Annotated in this window: 10 protein-coding genes and 1 pseudogene; 2 read left to right on the top strand and 9 right to left on the bottom strand. The window is 67.8% G+C overall.

Going from position 1 to position 14,032, the window contains the following annotated elements:
• The first annotated feature begins 18 nt into the window (after positions 1-18).
• Positions 19-4,500 (top strand): PAS domain-containing protein, encoded by a 4,482-nt coding sequence (locus J8847_RS17455; protein ID WP_211525978.1) that lies wholly within the window; start codon positions 19-21, stop codon positions 4,498-4,500.
• A complete protein-coding gene (locus J8847_RS17450; protein ID WP_211525977.1) occupies positions 4,497-5,438 on the top strand; it encodes a diguanylate cyclase in 942 nt (313 codons plus the stop codon). The genes J8847_RS17455 and J8847_RS17450 overlap by 4 nt, the downstream gene beginning before the upstream one ends.
• On the opposite strand, the gene J8847_RS17445 is transcribed toward J8847_RS17450, so the two are convergent.
• From J8847_RS17445 to J8847_RS17405, 9 genes and pseudogenes are all read right to left on the bottom strand, one after another.
• The gene (locus J8847_RS17445) at positions 5,429-5,890 is read right to left on the bottom strand and encodes a MaoC family dehydratase (protein WP_211525976.1); all 462 of its coding nucleotides are present in this window, start codon (positions 5,888-5,890) and stop codon (positions 5,429-5,431) included. The genes J8847_RS17450 and J8847_RS17445 overlap by 10 nt on opposite strands.
• Positions 5,883-6,362 carry a MaoC family dehydratase gene (locus J8847_RS17440; RefSeq protein ID WP_211525975.1) on the bottom strand — a complete coding sequence of 160 codons (480 nt, stop codon included), beginning with the start codon at positions 6,360-6,362 and terminating at the stop codon, positions 5,883-5,885. The genes J8847_RS17445 and J8847_RS17440 overlap by 8 nt, the downstream gene beginning before the upstream one ends.
• Entirely contained in the window at positions 6,359-7,501 is a 1,143-nt protein-coding gene (locus J8847_RS17435) for an acyl-CoA dehydrogenase family protein (RefSeq protein ID WP_211525974.1), read from the bottom strand. The genes J8847_RS17440 and J8847_RS17435 overlap by 4 nt, the downstream gene beginning before the upstream one ends.
• Positions 7,502-7,511: 10 nt before the next feature.
• Positions 7,512-8,702, bottom strand: a complete 1,191-nt coding sequence (locus J8847_RS17430; protein WP_211525973.1) for an acyl-CoA dehydrogenase family protein — start codon at positions 8,700-8,702, stop codon at positions 7,512-7,514.
• 135 nt (positions 8,703-8,837) lie between these two features.
• Positions 8,838-9,094, bottom strand: a pseudogene (locus J8847_RS17425) (IS1595 family transposase); the annotation flags it as partial.
• Between the two features lie 234 nt (positions 9,095-9,328).
• Positions 9,329-9,892 carry a PEP-CTERM sorting domain-containing protein gene (locus tag J8847_RS17420; RefSeq protein WP_211525972.1) on the bottom strand — a complete coding sequence of 188 codons (564 nt, stop codon included), beginning with the start codon at positions 9,890-9,892 and terminating at the stop codon, positions 9,329-9,331.
• Positions 9,893-10,451: 559 nt separating this feature from the next.
• On the bottom strand, positions 10,452-12,722 hold the full coding sequence (locus J8847_RS17415) for a carboxy terminal-processing peptidase (protein ID WP_211525971.1): 2,271 nt from the start codon (positions 12,720-12,722) through the stop codon (positions 10,452-10,454).
• Between the two features lie 170 nt (positions 12,723-12,892).
• Positions 12,893-13,447 (bottom strand): hypothetical protein, encoded by a 555-nt coding sequence (locus J8847_RS17410; RefSeq protein WP_211525970.1) that lies wholly within the window; start codon positions 13,445-13,447, stop codon positions 12,893-12,895.
• 18 nt (positions 13,448-13,465) lie between these two features.
• A complete protein-coding gene (locus tag J8847_RS17405) occupies positions 13,466-14,017 on the bottom strand; it encodes a thymidine kinase (RefSeq protein ID WP_211525969.1) in 552 nt (183 codons plus the stop codon).
• Positions 14,018-14,032: the final 15 nt, after the last annotated feature.

Below are 14,032 nucleotides of genomic sequence, written 5' to 3'. Positions count from 1 at the left end.
TCGCCCCGGGGAGGCCCGTTGCCGTTCTCACGCCATTCGCTGCCGACGATACGCTCCAAGCTCTACACCCTGGTCCTGGCCTGCGCGCTGCCGATCCTGATCGGCTACATCGCCCTGGCCCGGGACGCGGCGGTGCGGGAGCGTTCGCACGTGTCGGACGACGCCCAGACCGTGGCCGAGGTGCTGGCCGCCGCGGTCGACCGTGACCTCGACAGCGGCGAGACGGCGGCACGGGTGCTGGCGAATTCGCCGACGCTGGCCAGGGGCGAACTCGAATCCTTCCATGCCGCCGCGCGCCTGCTGCTGCGCCCGGAATTCCCGGCCCAGGGCTTCATGCTCAGCGGCCCCGGCGCGGTGCCCCTGCTCCACACGCGCTACTCCTATGGCGCGCCCCTGCCCCTGCTCGGCAATCCGGACGACATCCGGCGCGTGTTCGCCACCGGGGATTCCATCGCCTCGGGGCTGCACCGGGCGGAAGGCGACCAGCCCTACGCCTTGTCGGTGGACGTGCCGGTCTGGATCGATGGCAAGGTGCGCTATGTCCTGTCGGTGCTGCTGCGGCCGCGCAGGCTGACCGAACTGCTCGAAAGCCAGCACCTGCCGGACGGCTGGGCCGCGGAAATCTACGACAAGCGCCTGCTGATGGTGTCGCGCAGCAGCGACCCCAGCGCCCACGTGGGCGCGCCCATGGCGCCGGCCCTGGCGGAACGGCTGGCCCGCGACGGGCGCGGCACCGTTCTGCTGGGCAGCGGGGAGGAGGCGGGCTTCGCGGCCTACGCGCGCTCGCCCAAGCACGGCTGGGTGGTCGCGATCCGCTACCCGACCAATGCGGCGCGCGAGCTGCTCGGCCATTCCCTGGCCACCACCGTGATCGCGATCGCCGTCCTGCTGATCATCAGCCTGGGGCTGGCGCGGGCCCTGGGCGGCGCCATCGCGCGCGCCGTTCGCGACCTGGCCGAGCCGGCCGAGAGCCTGGGCCGCGGCGAGCCCCTGGCCCTGCCGCCGCCCGAGATCGACGAGGTCGACAAGGTGGCGCGCTCGCTGCAGCGCGTCGACGCCGAGCTGCAGGCCTACCGCACCCGCCTCGAGACCCTGGTGGACGAGCGCACCGCCGAACTGGCCCGCTCCAAGGCCCAGCTGGAGATCGTCTACGCCTCGGCCCCGGTCGGCCTGTGCTTCATGGACACGAACATGCGGGTGGTCATGATCAACGACTACCTGGCCGAGATCAACGCTTTGTCCGCGCGCGAGCATATCGGCCACACCCTGCCCGAGCTCCTGGGCCCGGTGGGGAGCGAGTTCGAGGTCGGCTACCGCAAGGTGCTCGAGACCGGCCGTCCGCTGCTCGAAGTAGAAGCCACCGGCGAAGTCCCGGCCACGCCGGGACAGACGCGCCACTGGATCTCCAGCTACTACCCGGTGTGGGGCCCCGAACACCAGCTGATGGGCGTGAACGCGGTGGTGCTCGACATCACCGAGCGCAAGCGCCAGGAACAGCGCAACCGCGACAACGAAGAGATGTTCCGGGTGCTGTTCGAGGGTTCCAGCGACGCTCAGGTCCTGATCGCCTTCGGGGCCGGCTACGTCAGCGCCAACCAGGCGGCGGCCGACCTGTTCGGCTATCCCGGCGTCGACGCCCTGCTCAATGAATCGCCGGTCAGCACTTCACCACCCTTCCAGGGCGACGGCCGCCCGACGGCGGAAGCGGCGATGGAATACATGCGGCGCGCCATCGACACCGGGCGCTGCCAGTTCGAATGGCTGCACCGCCGCGCCGACGGCAGCCTGTTCCATGCCGACGTGCTCCTGAGCCGGATCGATATCGGCGGCGCGGGCATGATGGCGGCCACCATCCGCGACATCAGCGCCCGGGTCGAGGCGGAGGCCGCGCTGCACGCCGCCAGCGCCCAGCTGGCCGAGCGCGAACGCTTCCTGCGCACCGTCACCGACAACCTGCCGGCCCTGGTCGGCTACTGGGACGCGCAGCAGCGCTGCCGCTTCGCCAACCGCCCCTACCTGGACTGGCTCGGACGCAGCGAGGAGGACGTGCTGGGCCGCACCGCGGCCGAGCTGCTGCCGGCCGAGCAGCTGGCGCAGGTGAAGCCCTTCCTGGAAGCCGTCCTCACCGGCGCGCCCCAGACCTTCGAGCGCACCCTGTCCAAGCCGGGCGGCGCCATCATCCAGGCGCTCAGCAACTTCATTCCGGAGGTCGACGACGCCGGCCAGGTGCGCGGCTTCTACATGCTGCATACCGACGTGACGGACCTCAAGCACGTCCAGTCCCAGCTGGTCGGCGCCCTGCACCAGGCCGAGGCGGCCAGCCGCGCCAAGGGCGAGTTCCTGGCCAACATGAGCCACGAGCTGCGCACGCCGATGAACGCCATCGTCGGGCTGGCGCGCCTGCTCGAAGAAGGCCAGCTGGGCCGGCGCGAGCGCGGCTACGTCTCGCGCATGCAAACCGCGGCCCGCTCGCTGCTGGGCATGCTCAGCGACCTGCTCAACTTCTCGCGCATCGAGTCCGGCCAGCTGGTGCTGGAGCGTACGCCCTTCGCGGTCGACAGCCTGCTGGCCAGCATCGCGGTGATCACCGCGCCGAATGCCTGGGCCAAGGGCGTGGAGCCGGTGTTCGCGGTGGCGCCCGATGTTCCGGCGACCCTGCTGGGCGACCCGATGCGCCTGGAGCAGGTCCTGCTCAACCTGGTGGGCAACGCCGTCAAGTTCACCGAGCGCGGCGAGATCGTGCTGTCGATCCGCGTCGTCAAGCGCGCCGCCGACCAGGTAGAGCTGGGCTTTTCCGTGCGCGACACCGGCATCGGCATCGCGCCCGAGCAGCAGGCGCGCATGTTCGAGGCCTTCTCGCAGGGCGACAGCTCGACCAGCCGCAAGTACGGCGGCGCGGGACTGGGCCTGGCGATCGCGCGCCGCCTGGTGGAGCTGGCCGGCGGCCGCCTGGGCCTGACCAGCGCCGCCGGCGCGGGAGCCGACTTCCATTTCACCCTGCCTTTCGTGGTGGTCGACGATGCGCGGCCCCTGCCGGCCGGCGCCGGCCAGCCCTTGCGGGTGCTGGTGGCCGACGACAACCACAGCGCCTGGGCCGCCCTGGCCGCGGCCTGCGCCGCCTATGGCTGGAGCGTCGACGGCGCCGGCGGCGGCCAGGCGGCCCTGGACAAGCTGCGCTCCGGCCAGCGCTACGACCTGGCCTTCCTGGACGCCGCCATGCCGGACCTGGACGGCGTCGAAGTGCTGTCCAGCGCCCGGGCCGACAATCCGGGGGCGCTGCCGCGCGTTTGCCTGCTGGTGGCCGACCCCGACGCCGAGCGCATGGCCGAACTGGCGAATGAGCTGCAGCTGGGCGCGGTGCTCGGCAAGCCCTTCACGCCCACCACGCTGCGCGCGGCCGCCGACCGCCTGCTCGGCGGGGACGCCACATCCTCCTCCGCGCCGGGCCAGGCGGCGCCGCTGGCGGCCCGCCTGCTCGGCCTGCGCGTGCTGCTGGTGGAGGACAACCCGATCAACCAGGAAGTGGCCAGCTTCATCCTGACCCACGCGGGCGCCAGCGTCGACATCGCGGGCAACGGCCGGGTGGCGGTCAGCATGCTGGCCGAGCGCGCCGACTACGACGTGGTGCTGATGGACGTGCAGATGCCGGTGATGAACGGCTACGAGGCGGCGGCCGCGATCCGCGCGGCCGGCCTGGCGCTGCCGATCGTCGCCATGACCGCCAACGCCATGGAAGAAGACCGCGCCCGCTCGCTGGCGGCCGGCATGCAGGCCCACCTGGCCAAGCCGATCGACGTCGACGAACTGGTGGCCACGCTGGCGCGCATCGTGCCGCGGGCCGCCGCGCCCTGCGCCGCCACAGGGAAGGAGGAAGCGTCCCAGGCCGCGCCGATGCCGGTGCCGGCCCACTTGCCCGGCATCGACCTGCAGGCCACCCTGCCCCGCTTCGGCGGCAGCTTCGAGCGCTTCGCCGCGGTGTTCGGGCGCTTCGTCGACGGCCGCGCCGCGGCGCTGGCGGAGCTGCGCCTGCTGGTCGACGCGGGCGACCGCCAGGCCGCGCAGCAGGCCACGCACCGCCTGCGTGGGGTCGCCGCCAACCTGGGCGCGGTCGACGTCGCGCGCGCGGCCCACGAACTCGAACTGGCGCTGCGCAACGAGGGCCAGCCGACCGTGGTCCTGCGCCTGGCCGAACTGGCCGCGGCCCTGGACGTGGCCGCCGCCGGCGCGCGCGAGCTCGAGAACCCCACGCGCGATGCCGCCCTGCCCCTGCCGGCGGAAGGCGGCGGCGCGGCGCTGCAGGACGCGTTGGCGCGCCTGCTGCATCTGCTGGAGAATAACAACATGAAGGCGACCACCCAGTTCGAGGTCCTGCGCCCCGCGCTGGCGGCGCGCTACGGCCAGGAAGCGGCGGCCGCGCTGGCGGAAGCCGTCGGCACCCTGCGCTTCGGGGAGGCGGCCGCACGAATACGCGAACTGTTAGAAGGAAAGGCGCAAGCATGAGCTGGACCGAAATGGCCCTCAACGGGCGCATCCTGGTCGTCGACGACGCCATGGAAAATATCCAGATCCTGCACGGCGCCCTGCAGGACGAGCAGGAAGTGCTGTTCGCCCTGGACGGCCAGCGCGCCCTGGAACTGGCGCGCACCCAGCATCCGGACCTGATCCTGCTCGACGCCGTGATGCCCGACATGGACGGCTACGCCGTGTGCGCGGCGCTGCGCGCGGCGCCGGAAACCAGCGACATCCCGGTCATGTTCGTGACCGCGCTGACCAGCCCCGAGGACGAGACGCGCGCGCTGGAGGCCGGCGCGGCGGACTTCATCACCAAGCCGGTCAACGCCGCGGTGGTGCGCGCCAGGGTGCGCACCCAGCTCACCGTCAAGCGCCAGGCCGACGCCCTGCGCGCCCTGACCCTGACCGACCCGCTCACGGGGGTGGCGAACCGGCGCGCCTTCGACGAGCGCCTGGAAGCCGAATGGCGGCGCTGCGCGCGCGCCGGCTTGCCGGTATCGCTGATCCTGGTCGACGTCGACCATTTCAAGATGTACAACGACCATTACGGCCACCAGGCCGGCGATGCGGGACTGGTGCAGGTGGCGGCCGGCCTGCGCCGGGCCGCGGGCCGCACCCACGACCTGGTGGCCCGCTACGGCGGCGAGGAATTCGCGATCCTGCTGCCCCAGCTGGACGCGGCCGGCGCCGAATGCGTGGCCCGCCGCCTGCAGCACGAGCTGGCCCAGCTCAACCTGCCGCATGCGGCCTCGCCCACCGCCTCGCGCCTGACGGTCAGCATGGGGCTGGCGACCCAGGTGCCGGGCGAAGACCAGGCCGCGGCAGCCCTGGTCGCCGCAGCCGACACCCAGCTCTACGAAGCCAAGGCCGACGGCCGCAACCAGTACCGGATCGCGGTCCAGGAGCTCCAGTCGCTTCAGCCGTAACAGCGCACCAGGAATTCGGCGGCGCACACCGGCCGCCCGTCTCCGGCGCCATCGCGTTCGACCAGTCCCTCCCAGGTCAGCTGCAGGCCGCCGGCGACCGGTTCGGCCGCCGCCAGCGTCCAGCGCGCCCGCACCCGGCTGCCGACCGGCAGCGGCGCCGGAAAGCGCACCTTGTTCAGGCCATAGTTGAGACCCATGCGCAGGCCCTCGATGCGCAGCGCGCTGTCCAGCATGGCCGGCAGCAGCGACAGGCTCAGGAAACCGTGCGCCACCGGCCCGCCGAAAGGCGATTCGCGCCGGCAGCGTTCCGGGTCCACGTGGATCCACTGGCGGTCGCCGGTGGCCTCGGCGAAGGCGTCGACGCGCTCCTGGCCGACCGCGAACCAGTCGGAGAGCGCGACTTCCTGGCCCGCCAGGCCGGGCAGTTCTTCGAAGCGCAGCACCCTAGGCATCGGCGCCCTCCTTCGGACGGCGGCCGAACATGCCCATGCCCTCGACGGTGCAGACTTCCTCGCCGTGCTGGTTGGTGGCGATCCACTTGGACCACACCACCCCGCGGTCCGGCCTGGAGTTCGAGCCCTTCACCTCATGCGTCAGGTAGCGCACCCGCAGGGTGTCGCCGGGACGCAGCGGCCGGATCCAGCGCACCTTTTCCAGGCCGGGGGAACCCATGCTCGAGGCGGCGCACATCAGGCCATCGACCACCATGCGCATCATCATGGCGCAGGTGTGCCAGCCGCTGGCGATCACCGTGCCGTAGATCGAGGCGGCCCCCGCCTCATGGTCGACGTGGAAGGGCTGGGGATCGAAGTCGCGCGCGAAGGCCACGATCTCCTCCTCGGTCACGAGCCGTTCGCCCAGGTCGATCTCCTGGCCGGGATGGAAATCCTCGAAATACCATTGCGTCTTTTCTACCTTGCTCATGCCGCCTCCGGGGCGAAGCCAGGCAGGGACGCGAAGCGCGCCAGGTGGTGGTCGCTGTCGCCCAGGGTGAGTTCGATCATCGACAGGCGCTTGAAGTAGTGCGAGGCCGGCAGTTCGTCGGTCACGCCCATGCCGCCATGCAGCTGGATCGCCTGCTGCCCGATGAAGCGCGCCGCCTGGCCCACGCGGTACTTGGCCGCCGACACGGCGCGCCGGCGCTCCCCGTCCGCGCCTTCGGCCAGGCGCACCGCCGCCAGCAGCGCCATCGACCGCGCCTGCTCCAGGTGCATGTACATGTCGGCCATGCGGTGCTGCAGCCCCTGGAACTTGCCGATCGGGACACCGAACTGCTGGCGCGTCTTGAGGTAATCGAGGGTGGCGTCGAACAGCGCCTGCATCGCGCCCAGCGCCTCGGCGCACAGCAGGCCGGCGCCATAGTCGGCGGCCGCCTCCAGGATCGCGGCGCCCTCGCCCGCCTTGCCGATCAGGCTTGCCTGTGGCGCCAGGACGCCCTCCAGGCGCACATCGGCGGCGCGCATGCCGTCCAGGGTGCGGTAGCCGGTCACCGTGATGCCGGGCGTATCCGCAGGCAGGGCGAACAGGCTGATGCCTTGCGCATCGCGCTGGCCGCCGCCGGTCCTAGCGGACACGATCAGCACACCCGCGGCGGCGCCGTGCAGGACCGCCTTCTTTTCACCCTCCAGGCGCCAGCCGGCGTCATGCGCCTCGGCGCGGGTCGCGATGTCGTTCAGCTCGTGGCGCGACTGGCGCTCGCCCAGCGCGCAGGCCAGTTTCAGCTCGCCGCCCGCGACCTGGGCCAGCAGCTCGCCGTGGCCGCCTCCCAGGCGCAGGAATTCGGCGCCCAGCATGGTGGCCAGGTAGGGCTCAACCACCAGGCCGCGGCCCAGCTCCTGCATCACCACGAACATGTCGACCGCGGAGCCGCCGAAACCGCCGTGTTCCTCGGCCACCGGCAGCGCCGTCATCCCGAGTTCGGCCAGGGTGGCCCAGGCGCGGTCGTCGATGCCGCTGTCCGAACGGACGATCGCGCGGCGTTTCTCGAAGTCGTAGCCGCGCCCCACCCAGCGCCTGAGCGCATCCGCGAACTGGAGCTGTTCTTCTTTGAAGTCGAAGTTCATCGTGGTCCCCTTACAGCCCCAGGATCATCTGGGTGATGATGTTGCGTTGGATTTCGTTCGAGCCGCCGTAGATCGAGGTCTTGCGGTAATTGAAGTAGTAAGGCGCGAGCGGCGCCGCCTCGTCGTCGCCGGCGATGCTGTGCGCGCGTTCGCCTTCGAGGTAGGCCGGGTCGAAAGGCAGGGCCATCGGGCCCGCCGCCTCCAGCATCAGCTCCGTCAGGGCCTGCTGGATGTCGGTGCCCGTCACCTTCAGCACCGAGGCCTCCGGCCCGGGCGCCTGGTCGGCGCGCGCCAGCACGCGCAGCACCGTGATTTCCAGCGCCATCAGCTCGATCTCGACGCCGGCCACCTTGGCGGCGAACAGCGGATCCTCGATCAGCGGGCGGCCGTTCTTCTGCTCGCGCGCCGCCAGGCGCTTGACGAAGGCCAGTTCGCGCTTGGAACGGCCGACCGCCGCGATGCCGGTGCGCTCATGGCCCAGCAGGTATTTGGCATAGGTCCAGCCGCGATTTTCCTGGCCCACCAGGTTGGCCACGGGCACGCGCACGTTGTCGAAGAACACCTCGTTCACTTCGTGGTCTTCGTCGAGCATGATAATGGGGCGCACCGTGACCCCGGGCGCATGCATGTCGATCAGCAAGAAGGAAATGCCTTCCTGCTTGCGCACGCCGGGATCGGTGCGGACCAGGCAGAAGATCATGTCGGCATGCTGGGCCAGGGTGGTCCAGGTCTTCTGGCCGTTGACGATGTAGTGGTCGCCGTCGCGCACGGCCGTGGTCTTGAGCGAGGCCAGGTCGGAACCGGCGCCGGGCTCCGAATAACCCTGGCACCACCAGTCCTGGCAGGACAGGATGCGCGGCAGGTAGTGATCTTTCTGGGCCTGGTTGCCGAAGGCCATGATCACGGGAGCGACCATGTTGACGCCGAAAGGCAGGATGGGCGGCGTGCCCGCCAGCGCGCATTCTTCCTCGAACAGGTGGCGCTGCACCGGGGTCCAGCCGGGGCCGCCGTATTGCTTCGGCCAGCCCGGCGCCACCCAGCCCTGGGCGGCGAGGATCTTGTGCCAGCGGACGTAGTCGTCCTTGTTCAGGCGCCGGTGCTGGCGCACCTTTTCCTGCAAGTCCTGCGGCAAATGGGAATCGAGGAAGGCGCGAACCTGGTCGCGAAAGGCCAGGTCCTCGTCCGTGTAATGCAGATCCATGTCGTCTCCTTGTTATTGTCGCCCGAAAAAGCACGATCGTTCACAAGGATTGTACATGAATCAAGATTGCCGCCAAGTGGGCGGCGCTAGACACGCAGCGAAATACCCGCGCACGACAAGCGAAAAAAAAGGCGCTGTCACCGTTGAGTGTTGAAGATGCCAATCGCGGCTCGCAGGAGAGTGTCAGGCGAATCCAAGCGATTTCCATCCAGCGCCCAGCGCCATCCGAGATAGTTGGGAAGGTAGCGAGTGGCTACGCCATGGAAGCGGGCGAGCCATTTCCGGCCGCGGCGATGGTAGGCGTTGACGTTCTGGACATGGACTGCCCCGCGCACACGCTCGCCGGCGCGCAGGTTGACGGCCTGGTGAGAGATGCCGGATTCACGCGCAAAATAGCGGTCCAGCCCAACCGTCGAACGCAGCACCTGAAGCAGCTGCTCGCGTTGACGCTTGCTTAGGACTGCGACCTGTTCCAACAGCTTCTTGAATGTCGAGTCCTTCATCGCTTCCTCCGCCGAGATATGGATCCTCGTTAGACCTCAGCAGTTAAGGAAGATTCAACACTCAACGGTGACAGCGCCAAAAAAAAGCGCAGCCCGCAGGCTGCGCTCACGCTTACCCAGGAATTACTGCTTGCGGCGGCGGGCCAGCGAGCCGGCGCCGACCAGGCCTGCCAGCATCAGGGCGACGCTCGACGGCTCAGGCACCTCGGCCGGCTGGGCATTGCCTTCGCCCTGGTCGACACCCACGCCCACGTCGACACCCACGTTCTGGTCGAGACCCACGCCTTTGCCAGGGATGTCGTCCAGTGCCGGGGTGAAATCGCTGCCATTGCCCAGGCCCGGCTTGGTCACGCCGTCCAGGACGGTCACGCCGTCGTTGGTGTTCACGACCGACTTGCTGTTGCCCAGACGTGCGGCCAGTGCGCCGTTGTCGGTGCCCAGCAGGTAGTTACCCTGGACGCCCGAGGCGTACTTCAGTTGCGTGCCGCTGCTGCTGGCCTGCTGGGCGCTCACCTTGCCGAACAGGACGTCTTCCAGGCTGGCGCTGGCGCCGTGGGAGATACCACCAATCAGCGTCACATTGTCCGACAGTGCGCCGGATGCGATCACGTCGGTGCCGTTGCCGTTGGTCCAGTTAGTCAGGAAATTGGAGGATGCGGCGGCCGGAACGACTGCTGCTTGGGCCATACCAGCGCTGACGAGCAGCGCTGCTAGTACAAGGCGGCGAATTGCCATGATAATAACTCCTTTGAGGTTGAGCGGTTATTCTTATTGCAACTTCAAAGTTATCGTAACATAACTGGAAAATTATCAATCTTTACAAGTGTTAAATTGTGCGCTGTTGTTTATTGTTGAGTTGTAGCAGACTCATCATATGGAAATCGCGGCAGGGGAATGGCTGTACTAGGCGAACATTTCAATTCGGTAAGCGCGTTTTTTTCGTCCCCGCCTTCCAAAAGTATATTAATTTCGAGCAAGTAGCCCTATTGATTACACACGTTCTTTAACCGATAGGTACCGACTCGTCTGTTGGGTGTTTAACATACCAATGACTATCTGAAATTATCAGACCGACCACATCCAACGAATTGTTTCATTGTGTAATTATTATTGACAAAGATCGCGTGTGAATGCGGCCGGTCATCGCGATCGCCACGCAAAGAAAGACGGCCGCATCCTTTCGAATGCGGCCGTTTCAGCAGGCCGGGCGACCCGGGGATTCAGACCCGGCCAAGCCGGGTCGGGGTCAGTTACCCCGGGTCGATGCCATATACGGCATGGCGCGGGAGGCCATGCGGGTATCGGTCTTGAGCATGCCTACCTCGTCGGCCAGGATGTTCGCCGCTTCCTGGAGCAGCACGTCTTTGGCGTCCTTGGCGGCCTTCTCGGCTGCCAGCTCGGCCTGGAGGTTGCGCTCGTCGGCCTGCAGGCCGTCGTCCTGGCGCGGCGAACCGCGCAGGGCCACCACCGACTTGGCCGGCTTGGTTGGTTCCGGCACCTTGGCGCGGGCTTCCTTGCCGCCCGGCGCACGGGCCGGCTCGTCCTCGGCGGTGCCGGAGGCGCCTGCCAGGCGGGCTTCACGCAGCTTGGCGCGGGCGTCCTGGGCGTCGCGCTCCTTGCGGCGCACGGCTTCGTTCAGCGAGATCGCGTTCTCCTTGCGCAGCTTCAGCACCTCGGCGATGTCTTCCTGCAGGAACTGGAACTCCTTGTCCTTGGCGATACGCGCCTCGTGACGTTTCTGCAGCGGCGCAATCAATTCCTTCAGGTCGCCCGCCGGCAGGTAGGTCGCCGGCTTGATCGCCACCCACGGCAGCGCATTGTCATACGAGGACTCGCCGAAGTTCTCCAGGTCCGACAGCACCGGCAGCTTGATGTCCGGCGTCACGCCGCGCAGCTGGGTGGTGCCGCCATTGATGCGGAAGAACTGCGCGATGGTCATCTTGAGTTCGCCGTAGCGCACTTTCTCGCTCTGCGAGAAGCGGTCCAGGTCGATCAGGGTCTGCACGGTGCCCTTGCCGAAGCTCGGCTCGCCGATCACCAGGCCGCGGCCGTAGTCCTGGATCGCCGCGGCGAAGATCTCGGACGCCGAGGCCGAACCGCGGTTGATCAGGACGCCCATCGGACCATCCCAGGCCAGGCCCGGCGTGGTGTCCGCCTCGACCTCGACCCGCCCTTCGGCGGTGCGCTGCATGACCACCGGGCCCTTGTCGATGAACAGGCCGGTCAGCTCGATCGCCTCGATCAGCGAACCACCACCGTTGTTGCGCAGGTCGATCAGGACGTTGTCCACCTTATCCTTCTTGAGCTCGCCAAGGATGCGGGCCACGTCGCGGGTCGCGCTGCGGAAGTCCTTGTCGCCCTTGCGGCGCGCCTCGAAGTCCAGGTAGAAGGTCGGCAGCGAAATCACGCCGATGCGGCGCTCCACGCCGTTTTCCTTGACCTTGATGATCGACTTCTTGGCGGCCTGCTCTTCCATACTGATCTTCTTGCGCACCATCGACACGGCCACGTGCTTGGCGTCCTGGCCGCCGTCGCCCGGGATCACGTCCAGGCGGACGGTCGAGCCTTTCTCGCCGCGCACCAGCGCCACCACGTCGTCCAGGCGCCAGCCCAGCACGTCGGTGAAGGGACCGTTGCCCTGGGCCACGCCGACGATGCGGTCGCCGACCTTCAGCTTGCCCGACTTGTCGGCCGGGCTGCCCGGCACGATCTCGCGGATGATGGTGTATTCGTCGCGCGACTGCAGCACGGCGCCGATGCCTTCCAGCGACAGGCGCATCGAGATGTCGAAGTTGTCGGCCGAGCGCGGGCCCAGGTAATTGGTGTGCGGCTCGATCGCGGTCGCGTACGCGTTCATGAACATCTGGAACACGTCTTCGTTGTTCAGCTTCTTGATGCGGCTGATGTAGTTCTCGTAGCGCTTGTCCAGGGTCTCGCGGATCGCCTTGTCTTCCTTGCCGGCCAGCTTCAGGCGCAGCCAGTCGTTCTTGACGCGCTTGCGCCACAGGTCGCGGATCTCGTCCTCGGACTTGGCCCAGGGCGATTTCTCGCGGTCGAGCTGCAGGGACTCATCGGCAGTGAAGTCGAACCTGGTCTTCAGCAGTTCACGTGCATACGTCATGCGCTCGGTGAAGCGCTGCTGGTAGAGGTTGTAGATCGTGAACGGAACGGTAAGGTTCTCGCTGTTGATGGCGTCGTCGAGCTTGGTGCGCATCGGCGCGAACTGGTCGACGTCGCCTTGCACGAAGTACAACTTCTCGCTGTCGAGGGATTCGAAGTAGTTGTCGAAGATCTTGCTCGACATCGCATCGTCCAGCGGCACCGCCTTGTAGTGGTAGCGCCCCAGCACGCGCGAGGCCCACAGCGCGGCCTGGGTCTGGGCCGCGATCGGCTTCATCTGGGAGGCGGGAGTGGACGGCGCGATGGTGGCGACGGCCTTGTCCCTTTCGGGCTGTGCGGTCACCACATGGGCGGACATGGCGAATGCCAGGGCGGCGATGAACACGTGCTTCTTCATTCTTCGGTTCTCCGAACGGATACTGTTGCGGTGGCGGTGCGGCCCAGCGACACTTGCAGGCATGGACCGGTCAAACCGCGCTTGCGGCCCATTCTACAGGAAGGAACTGGCAAGCAGAGCGGGATTGTACGTTTCGGTAGTGCAAACTTAAGGCTGGCATAAGCCATGCGTTAGCCTTTGATAAGCTGGAGCAGCTGGCCATGGTAAATGTAGAAACCCAGGCCCAGCGCCAGCAGCGGCACATAAGGCCAGGAGCGGCTCGCCAGGCGCCAGTCGACCGGCGATGGCCAGAACGACAAGAACTGCGGCGCCAGGACGAACATGAGGGCGAGGTCGAGGGGTTCAAAGGCCCACTGTCCCCGGGTGCGCCACCAGCCCACCAGGAAAGGCAGCAGCAGCACCAGCAAGGGCGCCAGCGCCGCCGGCGCCGCGTTATACCAGCGCAGGTTGGCGAAGGTGACCGAACCCAGTTCCCAGTTGTGTCCCTTGCCGGGACGCGGAATGCGGCGCGGCACCACGCTCAGGCCGATCGGCTCGGCATTGGTCAGCAGGCCCACCGAGAAGTGCGCCAGCTCGTGGCACAGGGTGCCGGCGGCCGTGAACACGAAGAAGAAGGGATGGGCGCTGGAGCCGATCCAGAACAGGAAGGCCAGCGCCGCCGAAGGAGCGAGGTAGAGCAGCAGGTCGGCATGCGGCCAGGCCTGGAACGCGCTCAGCAGCGCCATGGGCAAGCCGCCGCGCGATCAGGTCGAATAGAAGCAGCGGCCGCAGGCCTGGCGGTAGCTTTCGTTGCCGCCGATGCTGACCTGCTCGCCTTCCTTGATGCGGCGGCCTTCCGTGTCGACGCGGATGTTCATGGTCGCCTTCTTGCCGCAGGTACAGATGTTCTTGATTTCCTCGATGTCGTCGGCAAGCGCCAGCAGGTAGGCCGAACCGGGGAAAGGCTCGCCGCGGAAGTCGCTGCGCAGGCCGTAGCAGATCACGGGCACGCCGCGCACCTGGGCCAGCTGGTGCAGCTGCTGGACCTGGGCCGTCGACAGGAACTGGGCTTCGTCGACCAGCACGCAGGCCACGTCCGGCGCCTTGTCCAGGAAATTGGTATCGGATGAGAAGGTATCGACCTGGCGCTGCGGGCCCAGGCGCGAGGTGATCAGGCCGACGCCGTAGCGGTCGTCGATGGCGGCGGTGTAGAGCTTGACCTGCTGGCCCTGCTCCTCGTAATTGTGCGCCACCTGCAGCAGTGCGGTCGATTTGCCGGCGTTCATCGCCGAGTACCTGAAATAGAGTTTAGCCACTGCCCTGCCCTACGC

It is taken from the genome of Massilia sp. AB1 (assembly GCF_018119385.1).
GTDB lineage: Bacteria > Pseudomonadota > Gammaproteobacteria > Burkholderiales > Burkholderiaceae_D > Telluria.
This window is presented reverse-complemented; position numbering and strand designations above follow the sequence as displayed.

Coding starts and splice junctions, on each gene's coding strand:
- J8847_RS17450 (WP_211525977.1), top strand. CDS start 4,497: ATGAGCTGGACCGAAATGGCCCTCAACGGGCGCATCCTGGTCGTCGAC.
- J8847_RS17440 (WP_211525975.1), bottom strand. CDS start 6,362: ATGAGCAAGGTAGAAAAGACGCAATGGTATTTCGAGGATTTCCATCCC.
- J8847_RS17415 (WP_211525971.1), bottom strand. CDS start 12,722: ATGAAGAAGCACGTGTTCATCGCCGCCCTGGCATTCGCCATGTCCGCC.
- J8847_RS17435 (WP_211525974.1), bottom strand. CDS start 7,501: ATGAACTTCGACTTCAAAGAAGAACAGCTCCAGTTCGCGGATGCGCTC.
- J8847_RS17430 (WP_211525973.1), bottom strand. CDS start 8,702: ATGGATCTGCATTACACGGACGAGGACCTGGCCTTTCGCGACCAGGTT.
- J8847_RS17420 (WP_211525972.1), bottom strand. CDS start 9,892: ATGGCCCAAGCAGCAGTCGTTCCGGCCGCCGCATCCTCCAATTTCCTG.
- J8847_RS17410 (WP_211525970.1), bottom strand. CDS start 13,447: ATGGCGCTGCTGAGCGCGTTCCAGGCCTGGCCGCATGCCGACCTGCTG.
- J8847_RS17445 (WP_211525976.1), bottom strand. CDS start 5,890: ATGCCTAGGGTGCTGCGCTTCGAAGAACTGCCCGGCCTGGCGGGCCAG.